Origin of the sequence: Pseudomonas sp. SJZ079, assembly GCF_007993865.1 — a bacterium.
Classification (GTDB): domain Bacteria; phylum Pseudomonadota; class Gammaproteobacteria; order Pseudomonadales; family Pseudomonadaceae; genus Aquipseudomonas.
Map to the genome: position 1 here is coordinate 56227 of NZ_VIUH01000007.1, position 26034 is coordinate 82260.

Here is a 26034-nt window from a genome sequence, read left to right on the forward strand (position 1 = left end):
AGTAGTTATTCACCGGCCGGTCAGGCCTTGCCGGTGATGATCAGGTACTTCTCCATCAACTCATCCTTGCTCTCGACGTGGTTCTCGTCGAGCGGGATGCAGTCCACCGGACAGACCTGCTGGCACTGGGGTTCGTCGTAGTGGCCGACGCATTCGGTGCACAGATTGGGGTCGATCACATAGATCTCTTCCCCTTGGGAGATGGCGCCGTTGGGGCATTCGGGCTCGCAGACGTCGCAGTTGATGCAGTCGTCGGTGATGATCAGGGACATGGGAGAACGCTCCTGCCGTGGCCAGAAGCCGCGACATTCGTAACTAACAATGGGCAGTTGAGCGAATTGTGCCGGATTGTCGGAGCAGGCGCTATGTGCAGCAGTACCCTGGTCGACAAGGGCTAGGGCTGCACAAGCGGCCTGTTAGCGCTTGAAGCGTTCGCTCAGCGCGTCGGCCACCGCCGGGTGGACGAATTTGGAGATATCTCCGCCCAGGGCGGCGATTTCACGCACCAGGGTGGAGGAAATATAAGAGTACTTTTCCGACGGAGTGAGGAACAGGCTCTCCACATCCGGGGCCAGTTGACGGTTCATATTGGCCAGCTGGAATTCGTACTCGAAGTCCGACACCGCGCGCAAACCGCGCAGGAGCACGTTGGCCTGTTGTTCTTTGGCAAAATGCGCCAGCAGGCTGGCAAATCCTACTACTTGGACATTGGGCAGGTGCTTGGTGACCTCGCGCGCCAGCTCCACGCGTTGCTCGAGGGAAAACAGCGGGTTTTTCTTCGGGCTGGCGGCGACCGCGATGATCACCTGATCGAACAGGCGCGAGGCGCGTTCGACCAGGTCTCCATGCCCCTTGGTGATGGGGTCGAAGGTGCCTGGGTATAACACTCGATTCATCGTGACGTCCTGGCAGGGGTCCGTTTGGGAGTCGGATGGTAGCGCAGCAGCCCGCAGCGGCCAAGTCGAGGCGATTGACTCAGGCTTTGGCGCGGGCGATGAAATACAGCGTCAGGGCGATCAGCAGGCACGCCAAGGCTAGCCAGTCGGCGATCACCACCCGGCGCAGGGCGTCGTTGTAGCTCGGGCTGCCGTAAGCCAGGAAGAGGAAGGTCAGCACGCTGACCAGGCCGCCGAACAGGGCGATGGGCTGTAGCGCCGGGCGCCAGGCCGCGTAGATCAGCAGGGCGCCGAGCAGGCCGAACAGCACGGCGCGGCTGCGCAGCAGGATCAATAAGTTGGGCTCCTGAACGGCTAAGCCGTAAAGCGCGGCCAGCCGCTCGGCGCCGAGCACGCCGGTGACCGGCAGCAGGTGAATGAGGCCGGCGATGATCAGCAGCGCGGAAACGACTTTGGCCAGCATCGAACGCTCCTTGAGTCCTGCGACTGAGCTTAGGCGCTGCCCAGTCGCCCGACCAGCAGGCTGCTCAGCTGTGCGGTGAGGGCATAGATCGACAGTTGCGGGTTGGCGCCGATGCTGGTGGGGAACAGCGAGCCGTCATGGATCGACAGGTTTTCCAGTTGGTGATGGCGGCCGAGGCTGTCGGCGACCGCCTGGCGCGGGTCTTCGCCCATGGCGCAGCCCCCCATCACATGAGCGCTGCCCAGGCGGGTGCGGTACAGCGCAAGATCCAGGTCGTCGATCAGCGTGCGCGCCTCGGCGAGGGTCTTCACGTAGCCCGCATCGGCATGCAGGGGCAGCACGCTCTTGGCGCCAGCGGCGAATTGCACCTCGGCCATGCTGTGGAAGGCGCGGCGTACACCGTCCCAGGTGTAGTCGGTCATCTGGTAGTCGAGCACCGGGCTGCCGTCGCCACGCAACTCGACCCGGCCTTCGGCGCTGTCCGGGTGGAAACCGTCGCGTAACAGGGCGAGCATGGCATTGGTGTGCGGCAGTTGTTCCATGCGCAACGCATTGTCGATGCCGAAACGGCCGAGCAGGGTGGCGGTCAGCGCCGGTTGCAGTGGTGGCACTTCGAGCTTGTAGGACATGCGCCCGGCAATGCCGTCGTCCCATTGGAAGTGGTCGGAGTAGATCGACTGGGGCGCACCGTAGAAGGGGTTGATCACCTGTTCGAACTGCGCGGCGGAGAAGTTCACCAGGTGCAGGAAGGTGCGTTTGCCCGTGCGGCTATGTGGGTCGGGGGCGTCCGAACGCAGCAGAATGCCTGGGGTATTGATGCCGCCGCCAGCGAGGATGTAGTGCTTGGCCTTGACCCTGATCTTGCGGCCATTGGGCGCCACGCTGCGTTCGTCCAGGCCCAGGCATTCGATGCCGCTGACCCGTTCGCCATCGATCAGCAGGCGTTCGGCGCGCGCCAGGTAGAGCAGTTCGCCGCCTTTCTCCAGGGTCGCGGGGATGGTGGTGACCAGCATCGACTGCTTGGCATTGGTCGGGCAGCCCATGCCGCAGTAACCGAGGTTCCAGCAGCCGCGTACATTGCGCGGGATGACCTTCCAAGCGTAGCCGAGTTTTTCACAGCCGGCGCGGATCACATCGTTGTTGGCATTCGGCGGCATGGCCCAGGGCGCGACGCCCAGGCGTTGTTCCATCTTGGCGAACCAGGGCGCCATGTCCTCGACGCCGTGCCCCTTGACGCCATGTTCGCTGGCCCAGTGCTGCAGGGTCGGCTCCGGCGTGCGAAAGCTCGAGGTCCAGTTGATCAGCGTGGTGCCGCCGACGGCGCGGCCCTGCAGGATGGTGATGGCGCCGTCCTTGCTCATGCGGCCGATACCTTCCTGGTACAGCTGGGGGTAGGCCTCGGCTTCCTGCATCTTGAAGTCGCTGCTGGTCTTCAGCGGGCCCTCCTCGATCAGCAGCACCTTGAACCCGGCGGCGCTGAGGATTTCCGCGCTGGTGCCGCCGCCGGCACCGCTGCCGATGATGGCGATATCCGCCTCCAGGGTCAGGTCGTGTTCCAGGCGCGAGCCGTTGTAGGTTTTCCAGCCACGGGCCAGGCCCTCGGCGAATAAATCAGGTACGGGCATCGGTTATTCCTCGGGGTCACTGAAACCTACTGCGCGACTCGACTGCAGCGTCAGGCTCTCGCCCGCAACTCGGCGTACTTCCAGTACTGCCTCGCTGCGGGCTGCGATCCTTCCTTGCACTCAAACCGCTCGCTACGGTTGCAGCGGCCTCTTGCTAGTTCTTGTTGTTAAGGCGGTGTGCTCAGACCTTGGGCGGGCCGGGATAGCCGCAATGCGCCCAGGACTCGGGGCGGCCGTACCAGCTCATCATCACCAGTTGCAGCAGCGAGGCGTGGCCCATCTGCAGCAGGCCGAGGGAGCTGTGCTGCCAGCGGCTGAGAAAATGGCGCACCTCATCCGCCGAGGCGTTGTTCCAGCTGCCCCAGATACCGGTGAGCGGGCCACGGGTGATCGGCAGGGCCAGCACATCGAACAGCTGGACCGTGAGTTTGAGCATTTCCGGCGACAGGTGGTTGAGGTTGTAGTCCAGGCTCTCGAGGGTGCCTGCGACTGCCTGCGGCATCTTGTCTGCGGGTACTGCGCCCTCCAGCATCACCGGGATCAGGGCGTGGAGGAATGCCAGGTCGGAGGCGCGGATCACCGCGAAGCCCGCCTGCGGGACGCTCGCCGAGCAGCCGCTGAGCGTCGCGGTGAGTCCGGCCGTGGTCAGCAGGGCCGAACCCAGCAGGCCGACCTTGAGCAGGTTGCGTCGGGACAGGCCCGGGCGTTCAACTGAGGTGTCGATCATTCTTGTTATCACCAAAGCGAGCTTGTGTAGGAGCCAGCTTGCTGGCGATCAGGGCTGCAGGCGGCGCCTGGATATCGCCAGCGAGCGGGCTCCTACCGGTAAAAGGGTTAACGCACGAACAGCTTGTACACCAGCTTCTGCAGCGCCTTGCCATAGGGTGGGTAGATCAGTTTGGCGGCGTTGAAACGCTGTTTGATGAAGACCCCCTTGGCCTTGCTGAAGGTCAGGAAGCCCTCATGACCGTGGTAATGGCCCATGCCGGACGGGCCGATGCCGCCGAACGGCATGTCGTCCTGGGCCACGTGCAGCAGGGTGTCGTTCAGGCACACTCCGCCGGAGTGGGTTTCATCCAGCACGCGTTGCTGCTCGGGCTTGTCATAGCCGAAGAAATACAGCGCCAGCGGGCGGGCGCGCTGGTTGACGTAGGCGAAGGCCTGGTCCAGTCCCTCGTAGGGGATCACCGGTAGCAGGGGACCGAAGATTTCGTCCTGCATCACCTGCATATTGTCGTTGACGTTCAGCAGCAGGCTGTGTGGCATACGCCGGCCCTGGGCTTCGGGGAACAGCGGGATCAACGTGGCGCCCTTGCTCTCGGCATCGCTGAGGTAGCCCTTGAGCCGCTGTTGCTGACGCTCGTTGATGATCGCGGTGTAGTCCGGGTTGTCCTCGAGCTGCGGGTAGAAGCCCTGCACCGCCGCGCGGTAGGCCACGACGAAGCCGTCGACGCGGTCTTTGGGCACCAGCACATAGTCCGGCGCCACACAGGTCTGGCCGGCGTTCATGGTCTTGCCGAAGGCGATGCGCTCGGCGGCGTCTTTCAGTGGCACGTCGGCGGAGACGATGGCTGGCGATTTGCCGCCCAGCTCCAGGGTCACCGGGGTCAGGTTCTCGGCGGCGGCGCGCATCACGTGTTTACCGATGCTGGTGGCGCCGGTGAACAGCAGGTGGTCGAACGGCAGTTTGGAGAAGGCCATGCCGACCTCCGCCTCGCCGAGCACGACGCTGACCAGGTCCTCGGGGAACACCTTGGCCAGCAGGTCCTTGACCAGTTGCGAGGTGGCCGGGGTCGACTCGCTCATCTTGATCATCACCCGGTTGCCGGCCGCCAGCGCACCGACCAGTGGGCCGATGGCGAGGAACAGCGGGTAGTTCCACGGCACGATAATGCCGACCACGCCGAGCGGCTGGTAGATCACCTTGGCCGAGGCCGGCATGAACTGCAGGCCGACGCTGCGCCGCGAGGGTTTCATCCACTTCTTGATGCGCTTGCTGGCGTAGTGGATGCCATGCAGGCTGGGCATCAGCTCGGCGAGCAGGGTCTCATCGGCGGAGCGGTTGCTGAAGTCGTCGGAGATCGCCTGGACCAGGGCGTCCTGTTCCTGGGTCAGCAGCTCGCGCAGGGCCTTGAGCCATGCAATGCGCTGTTCGGCCGAGGGCATAGGGTTGGCCTGGTACGCCTGGCGCAGGGCGGCGAAGCGGCTTTGCAGCTGACTGATCTGGTGTTGGCTGTGTTGTAGGCTTTGTTCTAGATAGGCGACGTCGGCAACCATGTGCAGTTCCTCGGCAGTTCAGCGTGAGGCCCGTTGGGTGTTTCTGGCGGGGCGTGCTGGATTTTTAGAGCAATTGCTCTAATCTGTCAAATAACTTGGTGTTCCAAGCCGCCCGGCTCTGCCCTGGATTGCGCCGCAGACCCTGCTCGGCTAACACTTTGGCGGTTTTCCTCTGTACCTTTACCGGGCCGGCTGTTCAGGTTCTGGCGATCATTGTTTATCGAGTCGAGATCGAGTTGCGTTATGTCGCCCCCTCTGAAAACCCGCGAGCGCATCATTCAGGCCAGCCTCGAGCTGTTCAACGCCCAGGGCGAGCGCAGCGTCAGCACCAACCACATTGCCGCCCACCTGGGCATTTCGCCGGGCAACCTGTACTACCACTTCCGCAACAAGCAGGCGATCATCGCCGAGCTGTTCGTCCAGTACGAAGCGCATGTCGATGCTTTCCTGCGGCGCCCGCAGGACCGTGCGCTGACCGTGGCGGATAAGACCTTCTACCTGGAGGCGTTGTTGGCGGCGATGTGGCATTACCGCTTTCTGCATCGCGACCTGGAGCACCTGCTCGACAGCGACGCGCACCTGGCCGAGCGTTACCGCTTGTTCGCCCAGCGCTGTCTGCAGGGCGCACAAGGCATCTATCAGGGGTTCGTCGACGCGGGCATCCTGTTGATGAACCCCGCGCAGATCGAGGCGCTGACCCTCAACAGCTGGATCATCATGACCTCCTGGGTGCGCTTCCTCTGCACCGCCCGCGGCGGCCCGATTGAGCTCAGTGAGGAAATGCTGCGCCGCGGCATCTATCAGGTATTGGCGCTGGAGGGCGGTTATATCGCACCGCAGGCGCAGGCGGCGGTGGACGCCCTGTATGCGAAATTGTTCGTGCCGCTGGAACGGGTGATCTAGCGGATAGGTGCCCTGGTAGCCCGGATGTAATTCGGGACCAGGTTCGAGGCTGACTCCCGGCTTGCATCCGGGCTACAGCTCTCAGTGCCGAGCCGAGGCTGTTTTAACCCTTGGCCTGCGTCGCCAGCCACTGCGGAATCCGCCGTTCCAGGTAATAGCCAGGGCGCTGGGCCGAGCCCTCGATAAAGCCGACATGGCCGCCATGGGCATGCAGTTCGAGCTGGGTCGAGGCCGAGAGTTCGTCGGGTTCCGGCAGGCTATGGCGGAATATGAAGGGGTCGTCGGCGGCCTGGATCAGCAGGGTTGGGGTGCGGATGGCGCCGAGGAAATACCGGCTGGAGGCGCGCTGGTAATAGTCCTGGGCATCGCTGAACCCGTGCAGTGGTGCGGTCACCCGGCCGTCGAAGTCCCAGAAGGTGCGCATGCCGTCCAGCGGTCCCAGCTTGTCCAGTTCAGAAAGACGATCGGCCAGGCCCTGGTGGGCGAACAGGCTGCGTTTGTTCCGCACATAGCTGACCAGCTCGCGCATGAAGTGCGCCTGATAGAGCTTGGAAAAGCCGATGCCGATGCGATCCGCACACTGATCCAGGCGATACGGTACGGACACCGCCACGGCCCCTTGCAGCTGGCTGTCTTCGCCCGACTCACCGAGGTATTTGAGCAACACATTGCCGCCCAGCGAATAACCCGTCGCATACAGCGGCGCCATCGGCCGCTGGGCGCGCAGGTGGCGCACGACTTCGGCCAGGTCCTCGCTGGCACCTGAGTGGTAGCCGCGCGGCAGCAGATTCGGCTCGCCCGAACAGCCGCGCCAGTTCAGCGCCACGCTGGCCCAGCCTTGCGCGGCCAGGGCCTGTTGCGCGCCGAGCACGTACAGCGAGTTGGACGAGCCGGTCAGACCATGCAGCACCAGCACCAGGGGCGTCGTGGCGTTGTGCGGGCCGTACCAGTCAAGGTCGAGGAAGTCGCCGTCTTCCAGCCACAGGCGTTCACGTCGGCGTTGCAGCCGCGGCGCCGTGCGGCACAGCGGATTCCACAGCGTTTGCAGGTGTGGGCCGGGCAACCACCAGGCGGGTGTGAAGGGCGTGTTCATGGGCGTAACCACTAGCCCGGATGCACTCCGGGGATTCGCTGAGTAGCTGAGGCTCTGTTCCCCGGATTGTATCCGGGCTACCGGGCTAGTTGTTGGCCGGGGAGCGCTGCCACAGCGCGTAATACACCTGTCCGGCTTTCTGTTCGCGGTGCAGGCGCCAGTTACCGGGCAGGCCGAGGCTGGACGGCGAGTGTTCGCTCTCGGTGTAGATCCAGGCGTGGGCGCTCAACCAGCCGTGTGTCTCCAGCAGGTTGCAGGCCGGCAGCAGCAGGTCCTGGCTGAACGGCGGGTCGAGAAACACCAGGTCATATGGGCTTGCGGCCGGGCTGCCGAGGTAGACCAGGGCGTCGGCGTGCAGCAGCTGACCATTCTCGCAGCGCAGGGTCTGCAGGTGCCCGCGCAGGCTGGCGATGGCGCTGGGATTGAGGTCCAGCGCCAGGGCGCTATCGGCGCCGCGCGACAGCGCCTCGAGAAACAGCGCGCCGCTACCGGCGAACAGGTCGAGCACCTTGGCGCCCTCGACATGCGGCGCCAGCCAGTTGAACAGTGTTTCGCGCACCCGGTTCGGGGTGGGGCGCAGGCCATGGGCCATGGGGAAGCCGAACTGACGGCTGCGCCACTGGCCGCCGATGATCCGCAGTTGGCCATCACCGCCATGGGCGGGCGCCGCCTTCGGCGCGGAGGGTCGCTTGCGCATCAGTGCTCCGGTACGCCGGCGGGTTGCTCGGCGGGTGTGTCGGTGGGCGGTGGCAGCTCTTGCTGTTTCACGCTTGGGCCGGCGCTGACGATCACCAGTGCCTGTGGGTCGAGGTGCTTGGCCATGGCCGTTTTCACCTGCTCGGCGGTCAAGGCCTGGACTTGCTGCATGAAGACTTCCAGGTAATCCAGCGGCAGGTCGTAGAAGCCCATCGAGCCGAGCTGGCCGACGATCGCCGCGTTGCTCGCGGTGGACAGCGGGAAGCTGCCGGCCAATTCGCGCTTGGCGTTGTCCAGCTCCTCCTGGGTCGGGCCGCTGGCCAGGTAATCGCGCAGCAGATCCTTGACCAGTTGCAGGGTGCCCTCGCTGAGTTCGGCGCGGGTTTGCAGGTTGATCATGAAGGGGCCGCGCGCCTGCATGGCGCTGAAGCCCGAGTAGACGCCGTAGGTCAGCCCGCGTTTCTCGCGCACTTCTTCCATCAGGCGGGTGCCGAAACCACCGCCGCCGAAGATCTGGTTGCCCAGGTAGAGCGCGGCGTAGTCCGGATCGCGGCGGTCGATGCCGAGCTGGGCGATCATCAGGTGGGTCTGCTTGGACGGGAACTCGATATGCTGGAGGCCGGCTTCGGGCTCCTGTGGTTGGGCGATTTTTGCTAGCGCCGGACCTTGCGGCAGGGCGGCGGAGACCTGCGCCACCAGGGCTTCGGCCTCGCTGCGCGAGAGGTCGCCAACCAGGGCGATCACCACGTTGCCGGCGGCATAGGCCTTGGCATGGAAGGCCTGCAGCTGCTCGCGGCCGATAGTGGGGATCGAGCTGGCGGTGCCGTCGCTCGAGTGGGCGTAAGGGTGGTTGCCATACAGACGCTCGAACAGCGCCAGGCTGGCCAGCTTGCCGGGATTCTGCTTCTGGTACTCGAAGCCTGCCAGCATCTGGTTCTTGATCCGCGCCAGGGCCTCTTCCGGAAAGGTCGGTTGGCCGATCACTTCACTGAACAGGCGCAGAGCCGGTTCGCGTTGTTCGGCGGCAGTCAGGCTGCGCAGGCTGGCGATCGCCATGTCGCGGTAGGCGCCGTTGCCGAATTCCGCGCCAAGGCTTTCGAAGCCCGCGGCGATGGCGCCAACGTCCTTGCCCGGCACGCCTTCATTGAGCATGGCATTGGTCAGCATGGCGAGGCCTTGCACCTCGCCATCCTGGCTGCTGCCGGCGGCGAAGGTCAGGTGCAGGTCGAACATCGGCAGTTGCGGGGCCTCGACGAACAGCACCTTGGCGCCTTCGGCGGTTTGCCAACTCTGGATCTTCAGGTTGCGGTGAGTCGGCGCCTGGCCATTCAGCTCGGCGAGGGATTCGAGTTTAGCCGGCCCGGCCGACGGAGATTTCGCTGCGTTGTCAGGGGCGTCCGGGCGATTGATCAGCAGGGCCAGGATCGCCAGCAACACCAGCAGGGCCAGGCCGAGCAGGCCATAGCGCAGGCCATTACGCTCACTCATCGCGAGACTCCTCGGGCAGAATATGGGCGACGCTCAGGCGGTCGCGATTGAAGAAAGTGCGCGCGGCTTGCTGGATGTCGGCCGGGGTGACCGCCTCCAGCTCGGCCAGCTCCTGGTCGATCAATTTCCAGGACAGGCCAACGGTTTCCAGCTGGCCGATGGTGGTGGCCTGACTGGTGATCGAATCGCGCTCGTAGACCAGGCTGGCGATGACCTGGGCGCGCACCCGGGCCAGTTCCTCGGCGGAGGGCGGGGTGTTCTTCAGCTCTTCCAGTTCGCGCCACAGACCGGCCTCGGCCTGCTCCAGGGTCTTGCCCATCTGCGTATTGGGGGTGGCGGACAGCACGAACAGGCTGTCGCCGCGCACGTAGGCGCTGTACCAGGCGGACGCCCCGGACACCAGTTCCTCGCCGCGCTCCAGGCGCGTGGGCAGGCGGGCACTGTAGCCGCCATCGAGCAGGGTGCCGATCAGGCGCAGGGCATGCACCTGGCGTGGCTTCTCGGCGGTCGCCAGGCCGGGCACGTTGAAGCCCATCAACAGACTCGGCAGCTGGGTCTTCAGGTGCAGGGTGATGCGTCGCTCACCCGGTGCCGCGAGTTCGCGGGGGGCCTTGGCCGCTGGCACGGCGCGCTTGGGGATGGCGCCGAAGTAGCGTTGGGCCAGGGCTTTGACTTCGCTGGCGCTGACATCGCCGACCACCACCAGGGTGGCGTTGTTCGGTACATACCAGGCCTGGTACCAGGCGCGCAGCTCCTCGACGGTCATGCGCTTCAGGTCGGCCATCCAGCCGATGGTCGGGGTGTGGTAGCCGCTGGCGGGATAGGCCATGGCCTTGAAACGCTCGAACGCCAGGCTCGAGGGCTTGTCGTCGGTGCGCAGGCGGCGTTCTTCCTTGATCACCTCGATCTCCCGGGCAAACTCGTCGGCCGGCAGCGTGAGGCTGGCCAGACGGTCGGCTTCCAGCTCCAGCGCCACACCCAGACGGTCGCGCGCCAATACCTGGTAGTAGGCGGTGTAGTCGTCGCTGGTGAAGGCGTTCTCTTCGGCGCCCAGCTCACGCAGGATGCGCGAGGCTTCGCCCGGCCCGAGTTTGCGGCTGCCCTTGAACATCAGGTGCTCGAGGGCGTGGGACAGGCCGGTCTGGCCGGGCGTCTCGTAGCTGGAGCCGACCTTGTACCAGAGCTGGGACACCACGACCGGGGCGCGGTGATCCTCGCGGACGATGACCTTGAGGCCGTTATCCAGGCTAAATTCATGGGTTGGCTGTGGTTCTGCGGCGAATCCCAGCAGAGGGCAGAGCACTACGAACAGCAGGGCTGCAGCGCGTTGAGCAAGCATAGTCATGAGACTGTCGTCACCGTCAATTACGTTTCACCTTGGCGCTGTGATCGCGCCAGATAAGGGGACAGGCAGCATGGCCTGACCCGGCCTGGGGCACAGTATGATGCGCGATCACAGCGCCAACTCCTAGGGTCTGTTGCCGTTTCATTGCGGGCCGCGTCGCCGCGAGAAATGGCCCCCGATCAGGCGCAGGACGCAGGTAATGGTCATTCCCTTGCCAAGTCCTGCAACAACAGCGGGGGCCATTTCCCGCGCAACCCGAAGGCCCGGGCCTGTTTTTGCGCGATGCGGCGTTTCTCGTCGCTCATTTGGAACAACCAAACCGCGCTCCTCGTGCCTTGCCTTGCGCAAAAACAAGCTAAGGCGCGGCCGCGAATGAAACGGCAACAGACCCTAGGACACTGCGTGCAAGGTGCCCGACTCGGCGTAGACCGGCAAGGGGAATTGGCTGGATTGCACCTGGTCTGCCGCCGGCAGCGCTCAAATCAAGCTGCTAGTGCAATTATTGCGTGCATATTGGAATGTTTTGCTCTGCGAACCACGCACTTGCAGCCCGGCAAATCGATCGTCGATACTTTCTGCGTTGTCGGCGGCAGAAAGGCCGCGCTCCCAGGATGGTGTCTGCCGCAATTAAGGGAATGAGATGTTCGAGATAGATCGCAGCAGCAAGGTGCTGTTGGTAGACCAGATTCGCAGCGCGATCATTAGCCGCATCGAGTCCTTGCAGTGGGTTCAAGGCGGTCGACTGCCTTCGGTCCGGGCGCTGTCGAAACAACTGGGCGTCAGTATCTTTACCGTGACCAGCGCCTATGAAGACCTGGTGGCGCAGCACATCATCGAATCGCGACCGGGGGCCGGTTACTTCGTCCTGCCGGTCAAGCAGGCGGGCGGACTCAAGGATCTCGACAGCCTGATACCGCCCTCCAGCCTGCACGCGGGGTTTCTCTACCGCGCCCTGGACCCGTCGCAATATGACCTGCCCGTCAGTTCGGGCTACCTGCCACCGGCCTGGCTGGCCGATGCGGTGCCGCCCTCGGTGACCGGGCGGCTGATTCGCAACACCCTGTCCTGCAGTGTCCCCGCACCGGCGGCAGGCAGCCAGGCGTTGCGCGCGGTGATTGCGCGCAAGCTGCGCGAGCTGCATATCAACGCCTCCAGCAGCCAGATCGTGGTCACCTCGGGGGCCACCCACGCGTTCTCGCTGATTCGCAAGGTGATGCTGAAACCCGGGGATTACCTGTTGGTTGAAGACCCCAGTTACCTGCTACTGCAACTGAAGTTGATCAAGGACCGGGATTTCAACATCATCACCGTTCCGCGCCTGAACGACGGTCCGGACCTGGAGGCCATGGAAGCCATGGTGCTCAAGTACCGGCCGAAGTTGTTTCTGACCCAGACCCTGATCCACAACCCCACAGGCGGCAGCACCTCGCCGGCCAATGGCTACAAAATCCTCTCGCTGGCCGACAAGTATGATTTCCATATAGTCGAAGACGACATCTTCGGCTCGCTGTCGTCGCAACAGACCCTGCGCCTCGCCAGCCTGGACGGATTCAACCGGACCTTTTACATCAGTGGCTTCAGCAAGGTGCTGAGCCCGGCGTTGCGCCTGGGGTATGCGGCGGCGCCGCCGGCATTCGTCGAGCGCCTGGTCGAACAGAAGATGTACAACCTCCTGTGCGGCTCGGCGATTGACGAAACCATCGTCACCTACACGCTGGAGTCCGGGCGCTACCAGCACCATCTCGACGCGCTGAGCCAGCGCGTGATGCAAGAGCGCGCCAAGGCGCGGGAATGGTTGGGCAAGGCGGGCGTGGTCTTCGATGGGCACAGCGCCGACGGCATATTCCTCTGGGGGCGCTTTGCCGAGCATGTAGATATCCGCAGGCTGATCGAACAGGCCCATGATGCCCGCATCTTTCTGGCCCCCGGGTCGCTGTTCAGCAACACCCGTCATTACGACCGGCACATTCGCTTCAATGTGAGTCATTGCAACGATGCCGAGTTCAGGCGTTTCATCCATGCCCATGTGGCAATCGACCACGCCCGGATCGCCGAACACAGCCTCTGACCAGCCGCTGGCAGGACACTCAGGCGCTCGTGGCCCTGCGCAGTACCTGACCCCCGGCCGCCTCGATCGCCGCACGGATGTTTTCATACTGACCCGGCGGGACGAAGGCGCCGAGAAACACCGAGCCGAGGCTGCGTTGCCAGATGTTGAAGTACTCCTCCAGGGTCGCCACCTCGCTCAGGTTTTCGTAGGAGTAGACGAAGCCGCTGAGAATCTGGACTTCATCGCTGTCCTGCAGCGCTTGAATCTTGGGGTCTTCATCCACGACCGCGCCGTTGATGGCCAGGCCGATGTCGTCGACCCAATAGAGCGGTTTGCCGTCGTGACCGGACCAGGCGTCAGCATCGGCATAAAAAGACTTCAGTTCTAATCCAGTGGTTTTGATAGACATAGTTACTTCCAACTCGACGGTCAGGCGCGTTGTCGCTGCCCCATCATTTATCGAATGCCCACGCTTCTTATCTTCACTCACCACCTATTGCCCAATGGGCGGGAGAGGCGCCATGGCCACCTCTCCAGGCCAGCGTTGCGCCGCGCTATTTCTTCTCCGCGCGGAAACGAAGGCGCGTGTAGTCCACCGTCCAGCGGCCATCGCTGAGCAGCAGGTCGCCTGCCAGCTCCTCGGTCACTTCACCCAGAAACGCGCCGCGCGCCGCCGCCGGCAGAATGGTCAAGTACGGGCTGCCAAAGGTCTCGATCCATTGGCCTATCGGATAATCGATGATCACTGGCCGTTCGAACCAGCTGATGGAACTGACGTGAAAGCCGGCGTTTTCCAGTACCTGCTGATAGGCGCCGGCGCTGGGCAGGTACCAGGGATCGATCTCTTCCGGGTCGATGGATCGGCGCGCCAGCGCGTCGTGTACCGCGCGGCGAATGATCAGGGCATTCTCGGCGCCGGCGAATTCGCCGACGAAACGCCCGCCTGGCTTGAGCGCCGAGTGCACCCCCAGTGCCACCTGGTCGGCCTGGCGCATCCAGTGCATCGCCGCATTGCTGAAAACCGCGTCGAATTCCTGATGAAAATACAGCTGCTCGGCATTGCCCAGGCGCACATCGAGCCCTCTTGCACGGGCCGCCTTGACCAGCTCCGGGCTGTAATCGAAGCCGACTACATCGACCCCGCCCCGGCTCAGTTGCTCGCTGAGGTAGCCATCGCCACAGCCGATGTCCAATAGTCGTTCCCCAGGCTGGAGGGCCAGCAACTCGACCGCGGCGCTGGCCAGGTGGGCGACGAAACGCGCGTTGCTCTCATATTGAGTCGCATCCCACTGCTGCAACTCGGAGGTGGGCCGTAAGAAGGTGCCAGAGTTCATGCTTGCGCCTCCGTCAGGGTATGCAGGTGGGTCAGCTGTTGGGCCGATACGCCTTCGACCAGGGTTCTGTTGAGCATGGTGTGGTTGGTGTCGCTGGGGCCACTGTCGGAGTCGGGATGGAAAATCACGATGCGCATGGCCTGCTCCGTGCTCTGAAAGCTATGGCGCACGCCCGGTGGAATGACGAACAGCGTGCCTGGCTCGAAGGCCAACAGGCCTAGTTCGGTCTCACAATAACCATTGCCCGACAGGATCAACCCGGCGCGCAGCGAAGGATGGCTGTGTGGGGTTTGCGCCGTATGGGCCGGCAGGTGCAGGAAGTTCAGGCAGGGATCGCCCGCTGTCTGTGGCGCGAGCAACAGGCTGCTGGTGCAACCGTCGACGTAACGCAGCCGGCCTTGATCTTCCACGGGCCCGCCCAGCAACGTCGTGCCGGTATACCCCTGGTGCGAGACGATCAAGGCCTGGGCGTCGCCACGAACCTGGATGGGTCCCGGGAAACTAGCGAAGAGTCCCGCGCCCAGCTCGAAGGTGTGTTCGCCACGGGTCACCTGCAGGCATCCGCTGTAGACGATGAAGAAGTGCGTAGCCTGGCCCGGCAGCGAGCGTTCGCCATCCGCCCAGGAGGCAATTAGCGCCCGATGCTGATGGTCGCTGAAGGCGAAGCGGCTGCTTGCCTGCAGAGGCGCTACCAGCATGAGATTTGGGTCGATCGAGGCGATATCGGACATACGAGTACCTATGCTTGCAGGTGGATGCCATGCGTTGGCAGGGCGGCGTGTTGCCAACGCGATGCCAGGTTCAGGTGCGTTTGGCCAGCCAGACCAACACGATGACCACGACGCAGACGACCGGAGTCAGCCAGTTCCAGGACTCGCCCATCAGGAAGATCGAGAAGGCGAAGGTGAAGAACGGCTGCAGCAGTTGCAGTTGGCTGATGCGCTGGATACCGCCGAGCGCGAGGGCGCGGTTCCAGGAAAAGAAGCCCAGCAGCGAATTGATCAGGGCCAGAAACAGCAGCGCGGCTACGCCTATGTCGGGCAAGTTGGCAACGGTCTCGCCGTCGTAGAGCCAGAGGCTGGCCGGCAGCAGGATCGGCAGGCTGACCACCAGGGTCCAGCACATCACCTGCCAGCCGGGCAGCTCCTTGGACAGCGCGCCGCCCTGGGCATAACCGAAACCCGCCAGCAGCACCGCGCCGAGCAGGGCCAGGTCACCCACGTAGATGTCCGACACATCCGACATGGCCACCGTATAGGCCATGACCACCAGGAAGCCGAGGCAGGAGACCACCCAGAACATCCGGGAGGGTCGGATACCGGTGATCAGGGTGCCGAAGATCGCGGTGGACAGCGGCAGCGCAGCCAGCACCACGCCGCCATGGCTGACCGGCACGTATTGCATGCCCAGTGCGGTGAGAATGGGGAAGCCGTAGACGATGCCAGTCGAGGTCAATAGCATCCGCTTGAGCTGCGAGCGGTTGGGCAGTTTCGCGCGCCCTATGAGCAGAAAAGGAATCGCCGCAAACGCCGCTATTACCGAGCGGAAGATGCCGACCTGGACAGCGCTCAAATCCCCCGCGAGCACTTTCGCCGCCGGCAAGGTCATGGCGAAGGCCGCCACCGAAATAAGGCCGAGCAGATAGGCCTGCAGGTCTTGATTCTTGGTATCTGGATAACTCGCTACGTTGGCTTGCGTCATGCTTTCGATTCCTTCTGGCGACGCCGGCCGCGCGTCCGTACCTGAGTGGTCGGACGGTCGCTCCGGTCAGATTTGCTTGTTGTGCAGGTTGGGTTTGTCCAAGGGGGTCGTGCTGAGGAAAAACACCAGCGAAGCGCGGGTTCCGCTCTGCACCTTGTTGACCCCATGGGGAATCTCGCAACGGTTGATCAGTACATCGGCATACCCGGTTTTCAGCTGCGACTCACGCCCTTCATGCTCGATGAAGAACTCGCCGCCTTCGTATTGCTTGCCGAACTGGATGACCACCGAGTAGCGGTACTCCAGGTTGCTGTAGGTATCGATGTGCTTGCCGATGAAGTTGCCGGCCTCGAGGAGATTCGACTGGCAGCGCCGGATAAAGCACTCACCCTGCATGATGCCGTTGAAGAACTCGCGGCTCTTGCCCGAGGAGAGAATCTCCACGACCCGCTTGCCGTAGGGGTCATTGCGGTACTGCGGCAACTGACCTTTCTGATCCTCCATGAAGCGCCCCACCGAGAGATAGTTCTGCTCGCCCACGTCGCCAATTTCGATGATGGTCTTCGGGATGATCTGGCACGCCTCATCCAGGTAGCGGATTTCCTCGTCGGTGAACAGCTGTGCGGCATTGAGGGCGGCGTAGGCGTTGCTGTGCAGTTCCAGGTTTGCGTTTTGAATCACTTCTTGCATTTCATGCTCCTTGAATATCGGCCTGTGGGACCGGGCCGGTGATTGCGCTGGCCGCCGTGGCGGGTTCATCGGGGGTAAACGGCTCACGAACCCCTCGGCATAAGTGGTCGCGAATGACATACAGGCCCGCCATAAAGCCCCAGACCTCGAGATAGGGGCCGTAGGGCGAGGGCTCTCGCTCTACGCTGGCTCGATAATTGGCGATATGCCGGTAATGGATGTTGGGGCGCCGGTGATGCGCGTCGTGGTTGGGCAAGTCCTGTGGGTACACGTACAGGCGTACCGGCAGGTCGCAGAGCAGACCCTGCAGCGCCCAGCTGCACTGTGCGGCCAGTCCCTTGCGCGGCGGGCGGCGACCCTGGAAGCGCCCCCAGGTCAGCCGGCCGTAGTGAGCCTTGTCGGTGCGCTGCGGTTGGCGCTGGTAAAACCACAGGTGTTCGGTAAACAGCTGCAGCCACATGGAGTGCTCGAACAGTAGCGCCCGTGGGATCGCATACATCAGGGCAAAGGCCGCGAGCCCGTCGATCGCCCACAGGCCGCCGAGCAGCGCACTCCAGAAGGCCCAGCGCAACAGCAGCTCCGAGCGCTGGGGGCGGACAAAGCTGTCGAGCAAGGTGGTGCGCCACTGGTGCCACAGATAGCGGGGGCGAAAGGGCGTGCAGCAGACCCGCCACCAATAGGCCGATTCAGGCATGCCCGGGTAGAAGCCCTGGCGGCGGATAAAGGCCTGGTCGGGATCATCCTCGGAACACAGCACCCGAATATTGTGGTGTTCGCGCACATGGCTCTGGTTGTAGCTGTCCCAGTCCTGATACAGCAGCGGCGTGGTCAGAAAGACCTTGGCATAGCACTGTGCTCGCTCCTTGTTCCTGAGTACGGCGCCATGAGTCAGGTAGTGGAAGGTGGCTTGCATGCTGCGCAGCCGGTTGACCATCAGCACCCAGCCGACCAGCACCAGCAGCACTGTGGTGACCGTTGAAAAAGCGCCCTGCACGACATACCCGCCGAGTACCAGGATGGCGATGATCGCCGACCAGGTGAACAGCAGATGAGCCAGCAGAAAGCGCTCGCTGCTTTCGTTCGCGGCGAGCTGCAAGGCCTCTGGCGTCAGCACCTGTCCCTTGCCGGTCAGCCAGGTCCACAGGCCCTGCCAGGGCAGATGGGCATAGCTGGCACGGACGTCGCCCTGTGGCCCGTATTGACAGTATGCGGTGCGCTGCCCCGCCGGATCATGGCGGTCCATCAATAGACCCTGGTCAGGTAGAGGACGGGGATCTGGCTGTAGAGCCAGTAGAACGGCTGCATGCGATTGTGGTCGGCACCGATCACGATCGGATTGCTCCAGCGCTCGGCAAACACCTTGCCCATGGCGGCGTATTCCGCGCCCTGGGCATAGAGGATCTGCATCAGTTCGTCGTTGCTGCGTTGCTGGTGCCAGGCTTGGTAGAGCGGCAGTCGCGCATTGAAGATGGCGGCATAGTCGAGGTCGCCTGCGACTATGCGGCCGCTGTCGCCCTCGGCCAGGCGCTGCTGCGCAACCGCGGTCAGGGCATGCCAGCTCGACTCCCCGCCTGCCGACTCGGCGATCAATAGCGACTCGGCGTCCGGGCCGAGGGCGCTGAGGATTTTCTCCTGGCTGATTCGCAGCTTGCCGGCGAAGCCCGCGCGGGTTTCCTTGAGGCGCGCCAGGGTGCTGGCATCGAAGCCCTCGAAATCCCCGGCGGCCACCGCTAGCTGCGCATCGATGCCGTGCTTGCGCAGCACGGCTTGCAGGACGGGGAGCGTCTTGACCACCCGCCCGGCGACCAAACCAATGCCATCGCCCAGTTGCTCGAAGGTGTAGCGGAAGCGGCCGTTCTTGCTCTCGAAGCCGTAGTCGGGACACACCGGCGATACCAGCGTGACCCTTTCTCCGGCCAGACCCTTGTGCAGCGTCTCGGCGAAGCGCGCCATGAAGTGCGCGGCCGATTGGCTGAAACTCAGCGCTTCAAAGGCCCGTTCGAGGTCGAGCACCAACTCGTCTGGCAAGCCCTGCATCGAGGGGTAGCGGACTTTCAGGGCCGGCGTGGTTGCGGTGTTGTCGTTGACCGCACACAGCAGCAGGTTCAACAGCGACGGACGACTTTGATTGATATAGGGCTTGTCCAGGATCAAGGTCTTCTTGCCTTCGCTGGTGCGGATCTGCCATTGGAAGCCTGGGAACTTGGACTGGATGAAACGATAGAACGGCATATAGCGGGGCAGGCCGCTCTGGCTGTCATTGCGATGCTGAAACTCGGCGAATACCGTCGACAACTTGGAGACTTCGTCTTCGATGCTCAGGGCTTTGACCAGATCCGCTGGCGGTTGCAAGGACAACGAGATAGGCGACAGCACGCGCTTGCTGATCAACTTATGGGTCAGTTTGTTTCTGACGTAGTAGTGAGCGAGAGGCTGACTCATGGGGTCACCGGTAGGAGAGGTTCTGGTCGGCAGGCACGAGTTCAATGACGTTGATATTGACGTGCGGCGGCTGTTCCAACGCCCAGAGGATGGAGCTGGCGACATCCTCCGGCTCGAGCGGGGTCAGGCTGCTGTACACCTGATCGGCACGTGCCTGATCGCCGGCAAACTGCACCAGGGCAAACTCGGAACGGGTCTTGCCCGGCGCGATATTGGTCAGCCTGACTCGCGAGCCGATCAGCTCGGTGCGCAGGCAGCGCCCGAAGTGGTCGACGAAGGCCTTGGATGCCGCATAGACATGGCCGCCGACGTAGTGGAGGTGAGCGCCAATCGAGGTCAGGTTGACGATATGCCCGCGTCCGCTCTCCATCAGCTGCGGCAGTACGGCTCGGGTGGCATTGACCAGACCGTTGATATTGGTGTCGAGCATGCTGGAGATCTGCGCCGGGGTGACGTCCAGCAGCGATCCCTGGCCTTGCAGCAAGCCGGCGCTATTGATCAGCTTGCTGAAACCGCGAAACCTTTCTGGAAGCGCCGCAAGGCGTGCGCGCAGATCGTCGGCATCCCTGACGTCGCAGGGCATTGGATAGAAGTCATCGCCGAGTTCGTTGCTCAGGGCCTCCAGACGCGCTTGCCGACGGCCAATGCCTATGACGTTGTTGCCGTGCTCTATCAGCTTCCTGGCGCAGGCCAGGCCGACACCCGATGTCACGCCGGTGACGACGACTGTTTCCTTAGTGATCATTGAAACTCCTTTCTCATCGCGTTTCCCGGAGCGGTCCGGGGCGGATCAACAGCTAGGCCGGCGGGGCGCTTGGCACCGAGCGAACACGTGCAGGTTAAGGAGGTCGGCAGTCGGCGTACCGGTACGGTCATGGCTGCCGGCAACGAACTGTATCGTTCGCCGACCATGACAGTTGCTGGGGCGGCAGCGGCGCGACGCAGGCAGGTCTTCGCCGTTCGGCGATAGCCCGCCATGCTGAAGGTCGAAGGGAGGGGCGCGCGAGTGGCGGTGCGGCAAGGCCATGCAACAAGTTAAGGGGGCGTCAGGCCTGAGCTTTCCCGGCATCCAGCTGTTGCGCTGTGTTCGCTGGGGCGGCGAGGTCTACGGCACAGCCCGCCGCTGGCTACTACGCGGCTTGCAGGCAGTGCTGCCGGTGGGGATTTGCCGCTGCCGGGTGGCCGGGGCGACCGGTCGGACGGCGCCGCTTGGGCTTAGCGTCGGCGGGCGCGGAGGTGCTAGGATAGCCGTCCGTTTTACTGGCGGTCCTGCCGGGTACGGCGTCTGAATATTACTGTGTGCGCCCCTCAACTCTTATATTGTGCTGCACACGCAATGTTCCAGACCCGCCTATGGCGCGTCGCTCCTTTGAGATAGCCGTCCTCCATGTTTGGTTCCAACGACGACAAGAAGACCCCCGCACCGACTGCTGCGCCCAGCACGGCGGCCGACGACGAGAAAAAAACCGACACGCACGCCGAGAAGAAAGGGCTGTTCGGTTGGCTGCGGAAAAAGCCGCAGGAGCCTGCCAGCAGTGACTCGGTAGCATCGCCAGCACCCGTCGCGCCGCCCGCTCTGGCGCCGACTTCGCCGCCCGCTGCCGCGCCGGCTCCAGCACAAACCGCCGATGAGCCTTCAGCCGCCGTTGCGCCGGTTGCGCCGCCAGCAGTACCGACACCGTCACCGCTCGTTGCGCAGGCCACGCCCGTAACCGCCGTCGCTCCACAGCCTGCCACGGCTCCGTTCGCTAGCGCTGAGGCCGCGCCCAAGCCGCAGACTGATGCAGCTCCAGCAGCTCCAGCAGCTCCAGCAGCTCCAGCAGCTCCCGCGACTCCCACGGCAGGCGGTTCGCGCTTTCGTCTCAACGTTGGCAGCGAGGTGCTGCACGCCCCCGTGCAGCCCGTGGTCGCGCCGATTGCGGCGCCCGAGCCGGAACCGGTGGTGGCGGCGCTGGTCGAGCAGAACAAACCGGGCGACAACCAGGGCGGCTGGTTCGCCCGCCTCAAGCAGAGCCTGTCGAAGACCAGTGCCAGCCTCGGCGATGGCATGGCCAGCCTGTTCCTCGGCAAGAAGGCGATTGACGACGACTTGCTCGATGAGATCGAAACCCGCCTGCTGATCGCCGACGTGGGCGTCGAGGCAACCAGCTCGATCATCCAGAGTCTGACCCAGAAGGTCGCGCGCAAGCAGCTGACCGACAGCGGCGCGCTGTACAAGGCCTTGCAGGAAGAGCTGACCGCCTTGCTCAGGCCGGTCGAGCAGCCGTTGCTGATCGATCAGGCCAAACAGCCCTACGTGATCCTGGTGGTCGGAGTGAATGGCGCCGGCAAGACCACCACCATCGGCAAGCTGGCGAAGAAGCTCCAGCTCGAAGGCAAGAAGGTCATGCTGGCCGCCGGCGACACCTTCCGCGCCGCGGCGGTCGAGCAATTGCAGGTGTGGGGCGAGCGCAACCAGGTCGCGGTGATCGCCCAGCACACCGGCGCCGATTCCGCCTCGGTGATCTTCGATGCGGTGCAGGCGGCCAAGGCGCGCGGCATGGACGTGCTGATCGCCGACACGGCTGGGCGCCTGCACACCAAAGACAACCTGATGGAAGAACTGAAGAAGGTCCGCCGGGTGATCGGCAAGTTGGATGACACTGCGCCGCACGAAGTGTTGCTGGTGCTGGACGCCGGCACCGGGCAGAACGCGATCAACCAGGCCAAGCAGTTCAATCAGACCGTCAACCTCACGGGCCTGGCCCTGACCAAGCTGGACGGCACCGCCAAGGGCGGGGTGATCTTCGCCCTGGCCAAGCAGTTCGGTCTGCCGATCCGTTATATCGGTGTCGGTGAGGGCATCGACGACTTGCGCACCTTCGAGGCCGAACCCTTTGTCCAGGCGCTGTTTGCGGAAAGAGAGAGCGCATGATTCGTTTCGAGCAGGTCGGTAAACGTTACCCCAATGGTCACGTCGGGCTGCACGAGCTGAGTTTTCGTGTCCGGCGTGGCGAGTTCCTGTTCGTCACCGGGCACTCCGGTGCCGGCAAGAGCACCCTGCTGCGTCTGATCCTGGCGATGGAGCGGCCGACCACCGGTAAGCTGTTGCTGGCCGGCCAGGACCTGGCGCAGATCACCAATGCGCAGATCCCCTTCTTGCGCCGGCAGATCGGCGTGGTGTTCCAGAATCACCAGCTGCTGTTCGATCGCAGCGTGTTCGACAACATTGCCCTGCCGCTGCAGATCCTCGGCCTGTCCAAACCGGAGATCGGCAAGCGTGTCGGCGCCTCGCTGGAGCGCGTGGCGCTGGCGGACAAGGCCGAGCTGTTCCCCGGCGATCTCTCCACCGGCCAGCAGCAGCGCGTCGGCATTGCCCGGGCGATCGTCCATCGGCCGGCCCTGCTGCTCGCCGACGAACCGACCGGCAACCTCGATCCACGTCTGGCGGCGGAAATCATGGGGGTGTTCGAGGACATCAATCGTCTCGGCACCAGCGTATTGATCGCCAGCCACGACCTGGCCCTGATCGCGCGCATGCGCCACCGCATGCTGACCCTGCAACGCGGCCGTTTGATCGGCGACGGAGAAGCCGTCTGATGAGTGCCACCCGTATTCCACCTCCGCAACCGGCCCAGCGCGTCGGCGCCGCGCCGAAAAAGTCCGAGCAGCCGACCCCGGACGATGGCCCGGACTTTCGCAGCCAGGTGCACGCCTGGCTGGAGAGCCACCGCGCCAGCCTGGTCGACAGCCTGCGCCGCTTGGCCAAGCAGCCGATTGGCAGCTTCTTTACCTGCCTGGTGATGGCCGTGGCCCTGAGCCTGCCGATGGGTCTGGCCCTGCTCCTGGAGAACGTCGATCGCCTCGGTGGCTCCTGGCAACGGGCGGCGCAGATTTCCCTGTTCCTCAATATCGACGCCAGCGAGGCCGAGGGTGAGGGGCTGCGCGAATTGATCGCGGCGATGGAGGACGTCGAGGAGGCCGAGTGGATCAGCCGCGAGCAGGCACTCAACGAGTTTCAACAGCAGTCGGGTCTGGGCGAGGCGCTCAAGGAGCTGCCGGAAAACCCCTTGCCGGGCGTGGTGCTGGTGACCCCCAAAGAGGTCGACAAGACCACCCTGGAAGCCTTGCGCCTGCGCCTGGCCGAGCTGCCCAAGGTGCAGCAGGCGCAGCTCGACCTGCTCTGGGTCGAACGCCTGACGGCGATCCTCAAGCTCGGCGAGCGCTTCGTCTTCGGTCTGACCCTGTTGCTGGTGATGGCGCTGCTGCTGGTGATCGGCAATACCATTCGTCTGCACATCGAGAACCGCCGCACCGAGATCGAGGTGATCAAGTTGGTCGGTGGTACCGACAGCTACGTGCGCCGGCCCTTCCTCTATATGGGCACGCTGTACGGTTTCGGTGCCGGCTTGTTGGCCTGGCTGGTGCTGGCCTATGGCCTGGACTGGCTGAACGCGGCGGTGGTGCGCCTGGCCGGGCTGTACGGCAGTGACTTCGCCCTGGCCGGCGTGCCGCTGGCAGACGGCCTGTCGCTGGTGCTGGGTGCGGTGCTGCTGGGCTATATCGGCGCCTGGGTGGCGGTCGCCCGGCATTTGAATGAATTGGCCCCCAGGTAGTAAGCAATTGATTTCGTTAATATTGACTATCTGTAACGGAACTTGTATACGCGTTCCAAGTCATATTGCGCAGTGCTACACTTCACGCGATTCGTGAGTCGGAGGGTTCCCATGTCCACTTCATTGCAACCTGTTCATGCCCTAGTCCCAGGCGCCAACCTGGAGGCTTACGTGCATGCGGTCAACTGCATACCGCTGTTGACCCAAGAGCAGGAGCGCGAACTGGCCGAGAGTCTCTACTATCAGCAGAACCTCGAGTCGGCTCGGCAGATGGTGCTCGCGCACCTACGTTTCGTCGTGCATATCGCGCGCAGCTATTCCGGCTACGGCCTGGCCCAGGCCGACCTGATTCAGGAAGGCAACGTCGGCCTGATGAAGGCGGTCAAGCGCTTCAACCCGGAAATGGGCGTGCGTCTGGTGTCCTTCGCCGTGCACTGGATTCGTGCGGAAATCCACGAGTTCATCCTGCGCAACTGGCGCATCGTCAAGGTCGCCACCACCAAGGCGCAGCGCAAACTGTTCTTCAACCTGCGTAGCCAGAAGAAGCGTCTGGCCTGGCTGAATAACGACGAAGTGCATGCCGTGGCGGAAAGCCTGGGGGTCGAGCCGCGTGAAGTGCGCGAGATGGAAAGCCGCCTGACCGGCCACGACATGGCCTTCGATCCGGCCGCCGAAGCGGATGACGACAGCGCCTTTCAGTCGCCGGCGCAGTACCTGGAAGACCACCGTTACGACCCCGCGCGTCAGCTGGAAGACGCCGACTGGAGCGACAGCTCCAGCGCCAACTTGCACCAGGCCCTGGAAGGCCTCGACGAGCGCAGCCGCGACATTCTCTACCAGCGCTGGCTGGCCGAAGAGAAGGCCACGCTGCACGACCTGGCCGCCAAGTACAATGTCTCCGCCGAGCGCATCCGCCAGCTGGAGAAGAACGCCATGACCAAGCTCAAGGGCTCGATTGCGGCGTAACCGCACACCCCGAAAAGCCGCACCCAGGTGCGGCTTTTTTCTGCCTGGAGAAAAATCTTGAAAACGATGCCGCCCCTGCGCGCCCAGCACTGGTTGGTGTTTGCCGCCGTCGCGCTACTGTTCTTCGCCTGGGGCGCGTGGTTGACCCGTCCGCCCGTCCCCGCTGCACCGCTGCCCTGGCTTGACGAATGGCAAGCCAGGGTGCTGACGCCGCTGGCCGATGACCGCCTGAGCCTGGCCCGGTTGCAAGACGAGGTGGCGGGCGAGTTGTGGCTGCAGCCGAGCCTGGACGGGCCGCGCTTGCTCTATCGCGGGCAGTGGCAGGCGGATGGCGAGCCTTGGACGCTGGAAGCCGAACTGGCGTTGAGCGAGGCCGAGCGCGACAGTCTGGTGGCGGCGCAGGGAGCGAACGCCCAGGGCGCCGAGCAGCCGTTGAGCGAGCAGTTACTGGCGCAGATGAGCAGTCATGCGATTGCCAGTCTGGTGCTCAAGCCACAGGCCGAGGTGGCGGTTGAGCGCCTGGTCGGCAATCTGGGTCAGCCGCGCTTGCGCCTGGAGCTGGACGAAGGCCAGGCCTGGGTGTATCCCGAGTTGGGGCTGACCCTGCATATCCAGAATGAGCGTCTGAGCGTGCTGCACGCGGTGCCGCGCAAAGCCTTGCAGCAGCCTTAGCGCAGACTTCAGACGCCGCGTCGCCGGTTACTGGCTATCGAGCTGGGGGTGTTCAGACTTTCAGCCAGTGCGGCCACCAGTCCGGGCGGGTGGCCTGCAGCTGGTTGAGGTAGTGGTTGCCGCCGAGTTGACGCATCTGCTGGCGAATCCACGCGGCGCGGCGGCTGACGTGGCTGCTCGGTCGGTTGGCGCGCCACTCGCGCGGGTTCGGCAGCACGGCGGCGAGCAGGCTGGCTTGCTGGCGTGACAGATAAGGCGCGCCGATGCCGAAATGATGCCGCGCGGCGGCGTCTGCGCCAAACACCCCAGTGCCCCATTCGGCGCTGTTGAGGTACACCTCGAGGATGCGCTGCTTGGGCCAGAGCAGCTCGATCAGCCCGGTAAACCAGACCTCGATGCCCTTGCGCAGCCAGCTGCGGCCCGACCAGAGAAACAGGTTCTTTGCCACCTGCTGGCTCAAGGTGCTGGCGCCGCGCACCGAGCCGCCCTGCTGGTTGTGCGCCAGGGCCGCTTGAATCGCCGCGAGATCGAAGCCCCAGTGCTCGGCGAATTTCTGGTCCTCTGCGGCGATCACCGCGAGCTTGAGGTCGTCCGGCAACTCGCTCCAGGGCCGCCAGTTGCGCTGCAGGTCGATGGCTTGGCCGTCGACCCAGGACTCGACCTTGCGTTCGACCATCAGCGCCGTGCCGGGTGGCGGGATCCAGCGAAACAGCAGCACGAGCAGGGCCGAGCCGGCCATGAACCAGAGCAGGAGTTTGAACAGGCGGCGGCGGATGGATCGAAACATGCGAACGAGGC

General features: G+C 63.9%; 26 protein-coding genes. 7 read left to right on the top strand and 19 right to left on the bottom strand.

What is annotated here, in order from left to right; translation table 11 throughout:
* Positions 1-20 precede the first annotated feature (20 nt).
* The 6 genes from FBY03_RS08965 to FBY03_RS08990 all read right to left on the bottom strand — a co-directional run bounded on the left by FBY03_RS08965 (position 21) and on the right by FBY03_RS08990 (position 5261).
* Positions 21-272, bottom strand: coding sequence for a YfhL family 4Fe-4S dicluster ferredoxin (locus tag FBY03_RS08965; RefSeq protein WP_025163485.1), 252 nt, complete (start codon positions 270-272; stop codon positions 21-23).
* A gap of 144 nt (positions 273-416) precedes the next feature.
* Entirely contained in the window at positions 417-896 is a 480-nt protein-coding gene (gene coaD, locus FBY03_RS08970; protein ID WP_147171852.1) for a pantetheine-phosphate adenylyltransferase, read from the bottom strand.
* 79 nt (positions 897-975) lie between these two features.
* Positions 976-1359: a phosphopantetheine adenylyltransferase gene (locus tag FBY03_RS08975; RefSeq protein ID WP_256677897.1), complete on the bottom strand. Its 384-nt coding sequence runs from the start codon at positions 1357-1359 to the stop codon at positions 976-978.
* A 29-nt stretch (positions 1360-1388) separates the two neighbouring features.
* A complete protein-coding gene (locus FBY03_RS08980; RefSeq protein WP_147171853.1) occupies positions 1389-2984 on the bottom strand; it encodes a GMC family oxidoreductase in 1596 nt (531 codons plus the stop codon).
* A gap of 181 nt (positions 2985-3165) precedes the next feature.
* Positions 3166-3711: a twin-arginine translocation pathway signal protein gene (locus FBY03_RS08985; protein WP_147171854.1), complete on the bottom strand. Its 546-nt coding sequence runs from the start codon at positions 3709-3711 to the stop codon at positions 3166-3168.
* Between the two features lie 107 nt (positions 3712-3818).
* A complete protein-coding gene (locus tag FBY03_RS08990; protein WP_147171855.1) occupies positions 3819-5261 on the bottom strand; it encodes a coniferyl aldehyde dehydrogenase in 1443 nt (480 codons plus the stop codon).
* 243 nt (positions 5262-5504) lie between these two features.
* Between FBY03_RS08990 and FBY03_RS08995 the strand changes: the two genes are divergently transcribed.
* Entirely contained in the window at positions 5505-6164 is a 660-nt protein-coding gene (locus tag FBY03_RS08995; protein ID WP_147171856.1) for a TetR/AcrR family transcriptional regulator, read from the top strand.
* A gap of 103 nt (positions 6165-6267) precedes the next feature.
* Here FBY03_RS08995 and FBY03_RS09000 read toward each other — a convergent pair whose 3' ends face one another.
* From FBY03_RS09000 to FBY03_RS09015, 4 genes are all read right to left on the bottom strand, one after another.
* Entirely contained in the window at positions 6268-7257 is a 990-nt protein-coding gene (locus FBY03_RS09000) for a hydrolase (protein ID WP_147171857.1), read from the bottom strand.
* An 85-nt stretch (positions 7258-7342) separates the two neighbouring features.
* Complete coding sequence (rsmD, locus tag FBY03_RS09005) at positions 7343-7954, bottom strand: 16S rRNA (guanine(966)-N(2))-methyltransferase RsmD (protein WP_147171858.1); 612 nt, start codon at positions 7952-7954, stop codon at positions 7343-7345.
* Entirely contained in the window at positions 7954-9441 is a 1488-nt protein-coding gene (locus FBY03_RS09010; RefSeq protein WP_147171859.1) for a pitrilysin family protein, read from the bottom strand. The genes rsmD and FBY03_RS09010 overlap by 1 nt, the downstream gene beginning before the upstream one ends.
* Complete coding sequence (locus tag FBY03_RS09015) at positions 9434-10786, bottom strand: pitrilysin family protein (protein ID WP_147171860.1); 1353 nt, start codon at positions 10784-10786, stop codon at positions 9434-9436. The genes FBY03_RS09010 and FBY03_RS09015 overlap by 8 nt, the downstream gene beginning before the upstream one ends.
* Before the next feature lie 640 nt (positions 10787-11426).
* Here FBY03_RS09015 and FBY03_RS09025 point away from each other — a divergent pair.
* Positions 11427-12854, top strand: a complete 1428-nt coding sequence (locus FBY03_RS09025) for a PLP-dependent aminotransferase family protein (protein WP_147171861.1) — start codon at positions 11427-11429, stop codon at positions 12852-12854.
* 19 nt (positions 12855-12873) lie between these two features.
* Here FBY03_RS09025 and FBY03_RS09030 read toward each other — a convergent pair whose 3' ends face one another.
* The 8 genes from FBY03_RS09030 to FBY03_RS09065 all read right to left on the bottom strand — a co-directional run bounded on the left by FBY03_RS09030 (position 12874) and on the right by FBY03_RS09065 (position 19748).
* On the bottom strand, positions 12874-13245 hold the full coding sequence (locus FBY03_RS09030) for a hypothetical protein (protein WP_147171862.1): 372 nt from the start codon (positions 13243-13245) through the stop codon (positions 12874-12876).
* A gap of 145 nt (positions 13246-13390) precedes the next feature.
* Positions 13391-14170, bottom strand: coding sequence for a class I SAM-dependent methyltransferase (locus tag FBY03_RS09035; RefSeq protein ID WP_147171863.1), 780 nt, complete (start codon positions 14168-14170; stop codon positions 13391-13393).
* A complete protein-coding gene (locus FBY03_RS09040) occupies positions 14167-14901 on the bottom strand; it encodes a cupin domain-containing protein (RefSeq protein ID WP_147171864.1) in 735 nt (244 codons plus the stop codon). The genes FBY03_RS09035 and FBY03_RS09040 overlap by 4 nt, the downstream gene beginning before the upstream one ends.
* Positions 14902-14971: 70 nt before the next feature.
* A complete protein-coding gene (locus tag FBY03_RS09045) occupies positions 14972-15871 on the bottom strand; it encodes a DMT family transporter (RefSeq protein WP_147171865.1) in 900 nt (299 codons plus the stop codon).
* A gap of 66 nt (positions 15872-15937) precedes the next feature.
* Positions 15938-16561 carry a 2OG-Fe(II) oxygenase gene (locus FBY03_RS09050; RefSeq protein WP_178090608.1) on the bottom strand — a complete coding sequence of 208 codons (624 nt, stop codon included), beginning with the start codon at positions 16559-16561 and terminating at the stop codon, positions 15938-15940.
* Between the two features lies 1 nt (position 16562).
* Complete coding sequence (locus FBY03_RS09055) at positions 16563-17804, bottom strand: hypothetical protein (RefSeq protein WP_147171867.1); 1242 nt, start codon at positions 17802-17804, stop codon at positions 16563-16565.
* Positions 17804-19003, bottom strand: coding sequence for a hypothetical protein (locus FBY03_RS09060; protein WP_147171868.1), 1200 nt, complete (start codon positions 19001-19003; stop codon positions 17804-17806). The genes FBY03_RS09055 and FBY03_RS09060 overlap by 1 nt, the downstream gene beginning before the upstream one ends.
* Before the next feature lie 4 nt (positions 19004-19007).
* Entirely contained in the window at positions 19008-19748 is a 741-nt protein-coding gene (locus FBY03_RS09065; RefSeq protein ID WP_147171869.1) for an SDR family NAD(P)-dependent oxidoreductase, read from the bottom strand.
* Positions 19749-20390: 642 nt separating this feature from the next.
* Between FBY03_RS09065 and ftsY the strand changes: the two genes are divergently transcribed.
* The 5 genes from ftsY to FBY03_RS09090 all read left to right on the top strand — a co-directional run bounded on the left by ftsY (position 20391) and on the right by FBY03_RS09090 (position 25236).
* Complete coding sequence (ftsY, locus tag FBY03_RS09070) at positions 20391-21917, top strand: signal recognition particle-docking protein FtsY (RefSeq protein ID WP_147171870.1); 1527 nt, start codon at positions 20391-20393, stop codon at positions 21915-21917.
* Positions 21914-22582, top strand: a complete 669-nt coding sequence (gene ftsE / locus FBY03_RS09075) for a cell division ATP-binding protein FtsE (RefSeq protein ID WP_147171871.1) — start codon at positions 21914-21916, stop codon at positions 22580-22582. Before ftsY ends, ftsE begins: the two co-directional genes overlap by 4 nt.
* Positions 22582-23598, top strand: a complete 1017-nt coding sequence (gene ftsX, locus FBY03_RS09080; protein WP_147171872.1) for a permease-like cell division protein FtsX — start codon at positions 22582-22584, stop codon at positions 23596-23598. Before ftsE ends, ftsX begins: the two co-directional genes overlap by 1 nt.
* A gap of 111 nt (positions 23599-23709) precedes the next feature.
* Positions 23710-24564 (top strand): RNA polymerase sigma factor RpoH, encoded by an 855-nt coding sequence (rpoH, locus tag FBY03_RS09085; protein ID WP_147171873.1) that lies wholly within the window; start codon positions 23710-23712, stop codon positions 24562-24564.
* Positions 24565-24630: 66 nt separating this feature from the next.
* The gene (locus FBY03_RS09090) at positions 24631-25236 is read left to right on the top strand and encodes a hypothetical protein (protein ID WP_147171952.1); all 606 of its coding nucleotides are present in this window, start codon (positions 24631-24633) and stop codon (positions 25234-25236) included.
* Positions 25237-25288: 52 nt separating this feature from the next.
* Here FBY03_RS09090 and mtgA read toward each other — a convergent pair whose 3' ends face one another.
* A complete protein-coding gene (gene mtgA, locus FBY03_RS09095; RefSeq protein WP_147171874.1) occupies positions 25289-26023 on the bottom strand; it encodes a monofunctional biosynthetic peptidoglycan transglycosylase in 735 nt (244 codons plus the stop codon).
* Positions 26024-26034: the final 11 nt, after the last annotated feature.

Excerpts from the sequence above, each read along its gene's own strand:
- mtgA (WP_147171874.1), bottom strand. The coding sequence starts at position 26,023 with ATGTTTCGATCCATCCGCCGCCGCCTGTTCAAACTCCTGCTCTGGTTC.
- ftsX (WP_147171872.1), top strand. The coding sequence starts at position 22,582 with ATGAGTGCCACCCGTATTCCACCTCCGCAACCGGCCCAGCGCGTCGGC.
- FBY03_RS09060 (WP_147171868.1), bottom strand. The coding sequence starts at position 19,003 with ATGAGTCAGCCTCTCGCTCACTACTACGTCAGAAACAAACTGACCCAT.
- rpoH (WP_147171873.1), top strand. The coding sequence starts at position 23,710 with ATGTCCACTTCATTGCAACCTGTTCATGCCCTAGTCCCAGGCGCCAAC.
- FBY03_RS09025 (WP_147171861.1), top strand. The coding sequence starts at position 11,427 with ATGTTCGAGATAGATCGCAGCAGCAAGGTGCTGTTGGTAGACCAGATT.
- FBY03_RS08965 (WP_025163485.1), bottom strand. The coding sequence starts at position 272 with ATGTCCCTGATCATCACCGACGACTGCATCAACTGCGACGTCTGCGAG.
- FBY03_RS09050 (WP_178090608.1), bottom strand. The coding sequence starts at position 16,561 with ATGCAAGAAGTGATTCAAAACGCAAACCTGGAACTGCACAGCAACGCC.
- FBY03_RS09000 (WP_147171857.1), bottom strand. The coding sequence starts at position 7,257 with ATGAACACGCCCTTCACACCCGCCTGGTGGTTGCCCGGCCCACACCTG.
- FBY03_RS09040 (WP_147171864.1), bottom strand. The coding sequence starts at position 14,901 with ATGTCCGATATCGCCTCGATCGACCCAAATCTCATGCTGGTAGCGCCT.
- ftsE (WP_147171871.1), top strand. The coding sequence starts at position 21,914 with ATGATTCGTTTCGAGCAGGTCGGTAAACGTTACCCCAATGGTCACGTC.
- FBY03_RS08985 (WP_147171854.1), bottom strand. The coding sequence starts at position 3,711 with ATGATCGACACCTCAGTTGAACGCCCGGGCCTGTCCCGACGCAACCTG.
- rsmD (WP_147171858.1), bottom strand. The coding sequence starts at position 7,954 with ATGCGCAAGCGACCCTCCGCGCCGAAGGCGGCGCCCGCCCATGGCGGT.
- coaD (WP_147171852.1), bottom strand. The coding sequence starts at position 896 with ATGAATCGAGTGTTATACCCAGGCACCTTCGACCCCATCACCAAGGGG.
- FBY03_RS08990 (WP_147171855.1), bottom strand. The coding sequence starts at position 5,261 with ATGGTTGCCGACGTCGCCTATCTAGAACAAAGCCTACAACACAGCCAA.
- FBY03_RS09015 (WP_147171860.1), bottom strand. The coding sequence starts at position 10,786 with ATGACTATGCTTGCTCAACGCGCTGCAGCCCTGCTGTTCGTAGTGCTC.
- FBY03_RS09090 (WP_147171952.1), top strand. The coding sequence starts at position 24,631 with ATGCCGCCCCTGCGCGCCCAGCACTGGTTGGTGTTTGCCGCCGTCGCG.
- FBY03_RS08995 (WP_147171856.1), top strand. The coding sequence starts at position 5,505 with ATGTCGCCCCCTCTGAAAACCCGCGAGCGCATCATTCAGGCCAGCCTC.
- FBY03_RS09035 (WP_147171863.1), bottom strand. The coding sequence starts at position 14,170 with ATGAACTCTGGCACCTTCTTACGGCCCACCTCCGAGTTGCAGCAGTGG.
- FBY03_RS08980 (WP_147171853.1), bottom strand. The coding sequence starts at position 2,984 with ATGCCCGTACCTGATTTATTCGCCGAGGGCCTGGCCCGTGGCTGGAAA.
- FBY03_RS09010 (WP_147171859.1), bottom strand. The coding sequence starts at position 9,441 with ATGAGTGAGCGTAATGGCCTGCGCTATGGCCTGCTCGGCCTGGCCCTG.
- FBY03_RS09055 (WP_147171867.1), bottom strand. The coding sequence starts at position 17,804 with ATGGACCGCCATGATCCGGCGGGGCAGCGCACCGCATACTGTCAATAC.
- ftsY (WP_147171870.1), top strand. The coding sequence starts at position 20,391 with ATGTTTGGTTCCAACGACGACAAGAAGACCCCCGCACCGACTGCTGCG.
- FBY03_RS09045 (WP_147171865.1), bottom strand. The coding sequence starts at position 15,871 with ATGACGCAAGCCAACGTAGCGAGTTATCCAGATACCAAGAATCAAGAC.
- FBY03_RS09030 (WP_147171862.1), bottom strand. The coding sequence starts at position 13,245 with ATGTCTATCAAAACCACTGGATTAGAACTGAAGTCTTTTTATGCCGAT.
- FBY03_RS08975 (WP_256677897.1), bottom strand. The coding sequence starts at position 1,359 with ATGCTGGCCAAAGTCGTTTCCGCGCTGCTGATCATCGCCGGCCTCATT.
- FBY03_RS09065 (WP_147171869.1), bottom strand. The coding sequence starts at position 19,748 with ATGATCACTAAGGAAACAGTCGTCGTCACCGGCGTGACATCGGGTGTC.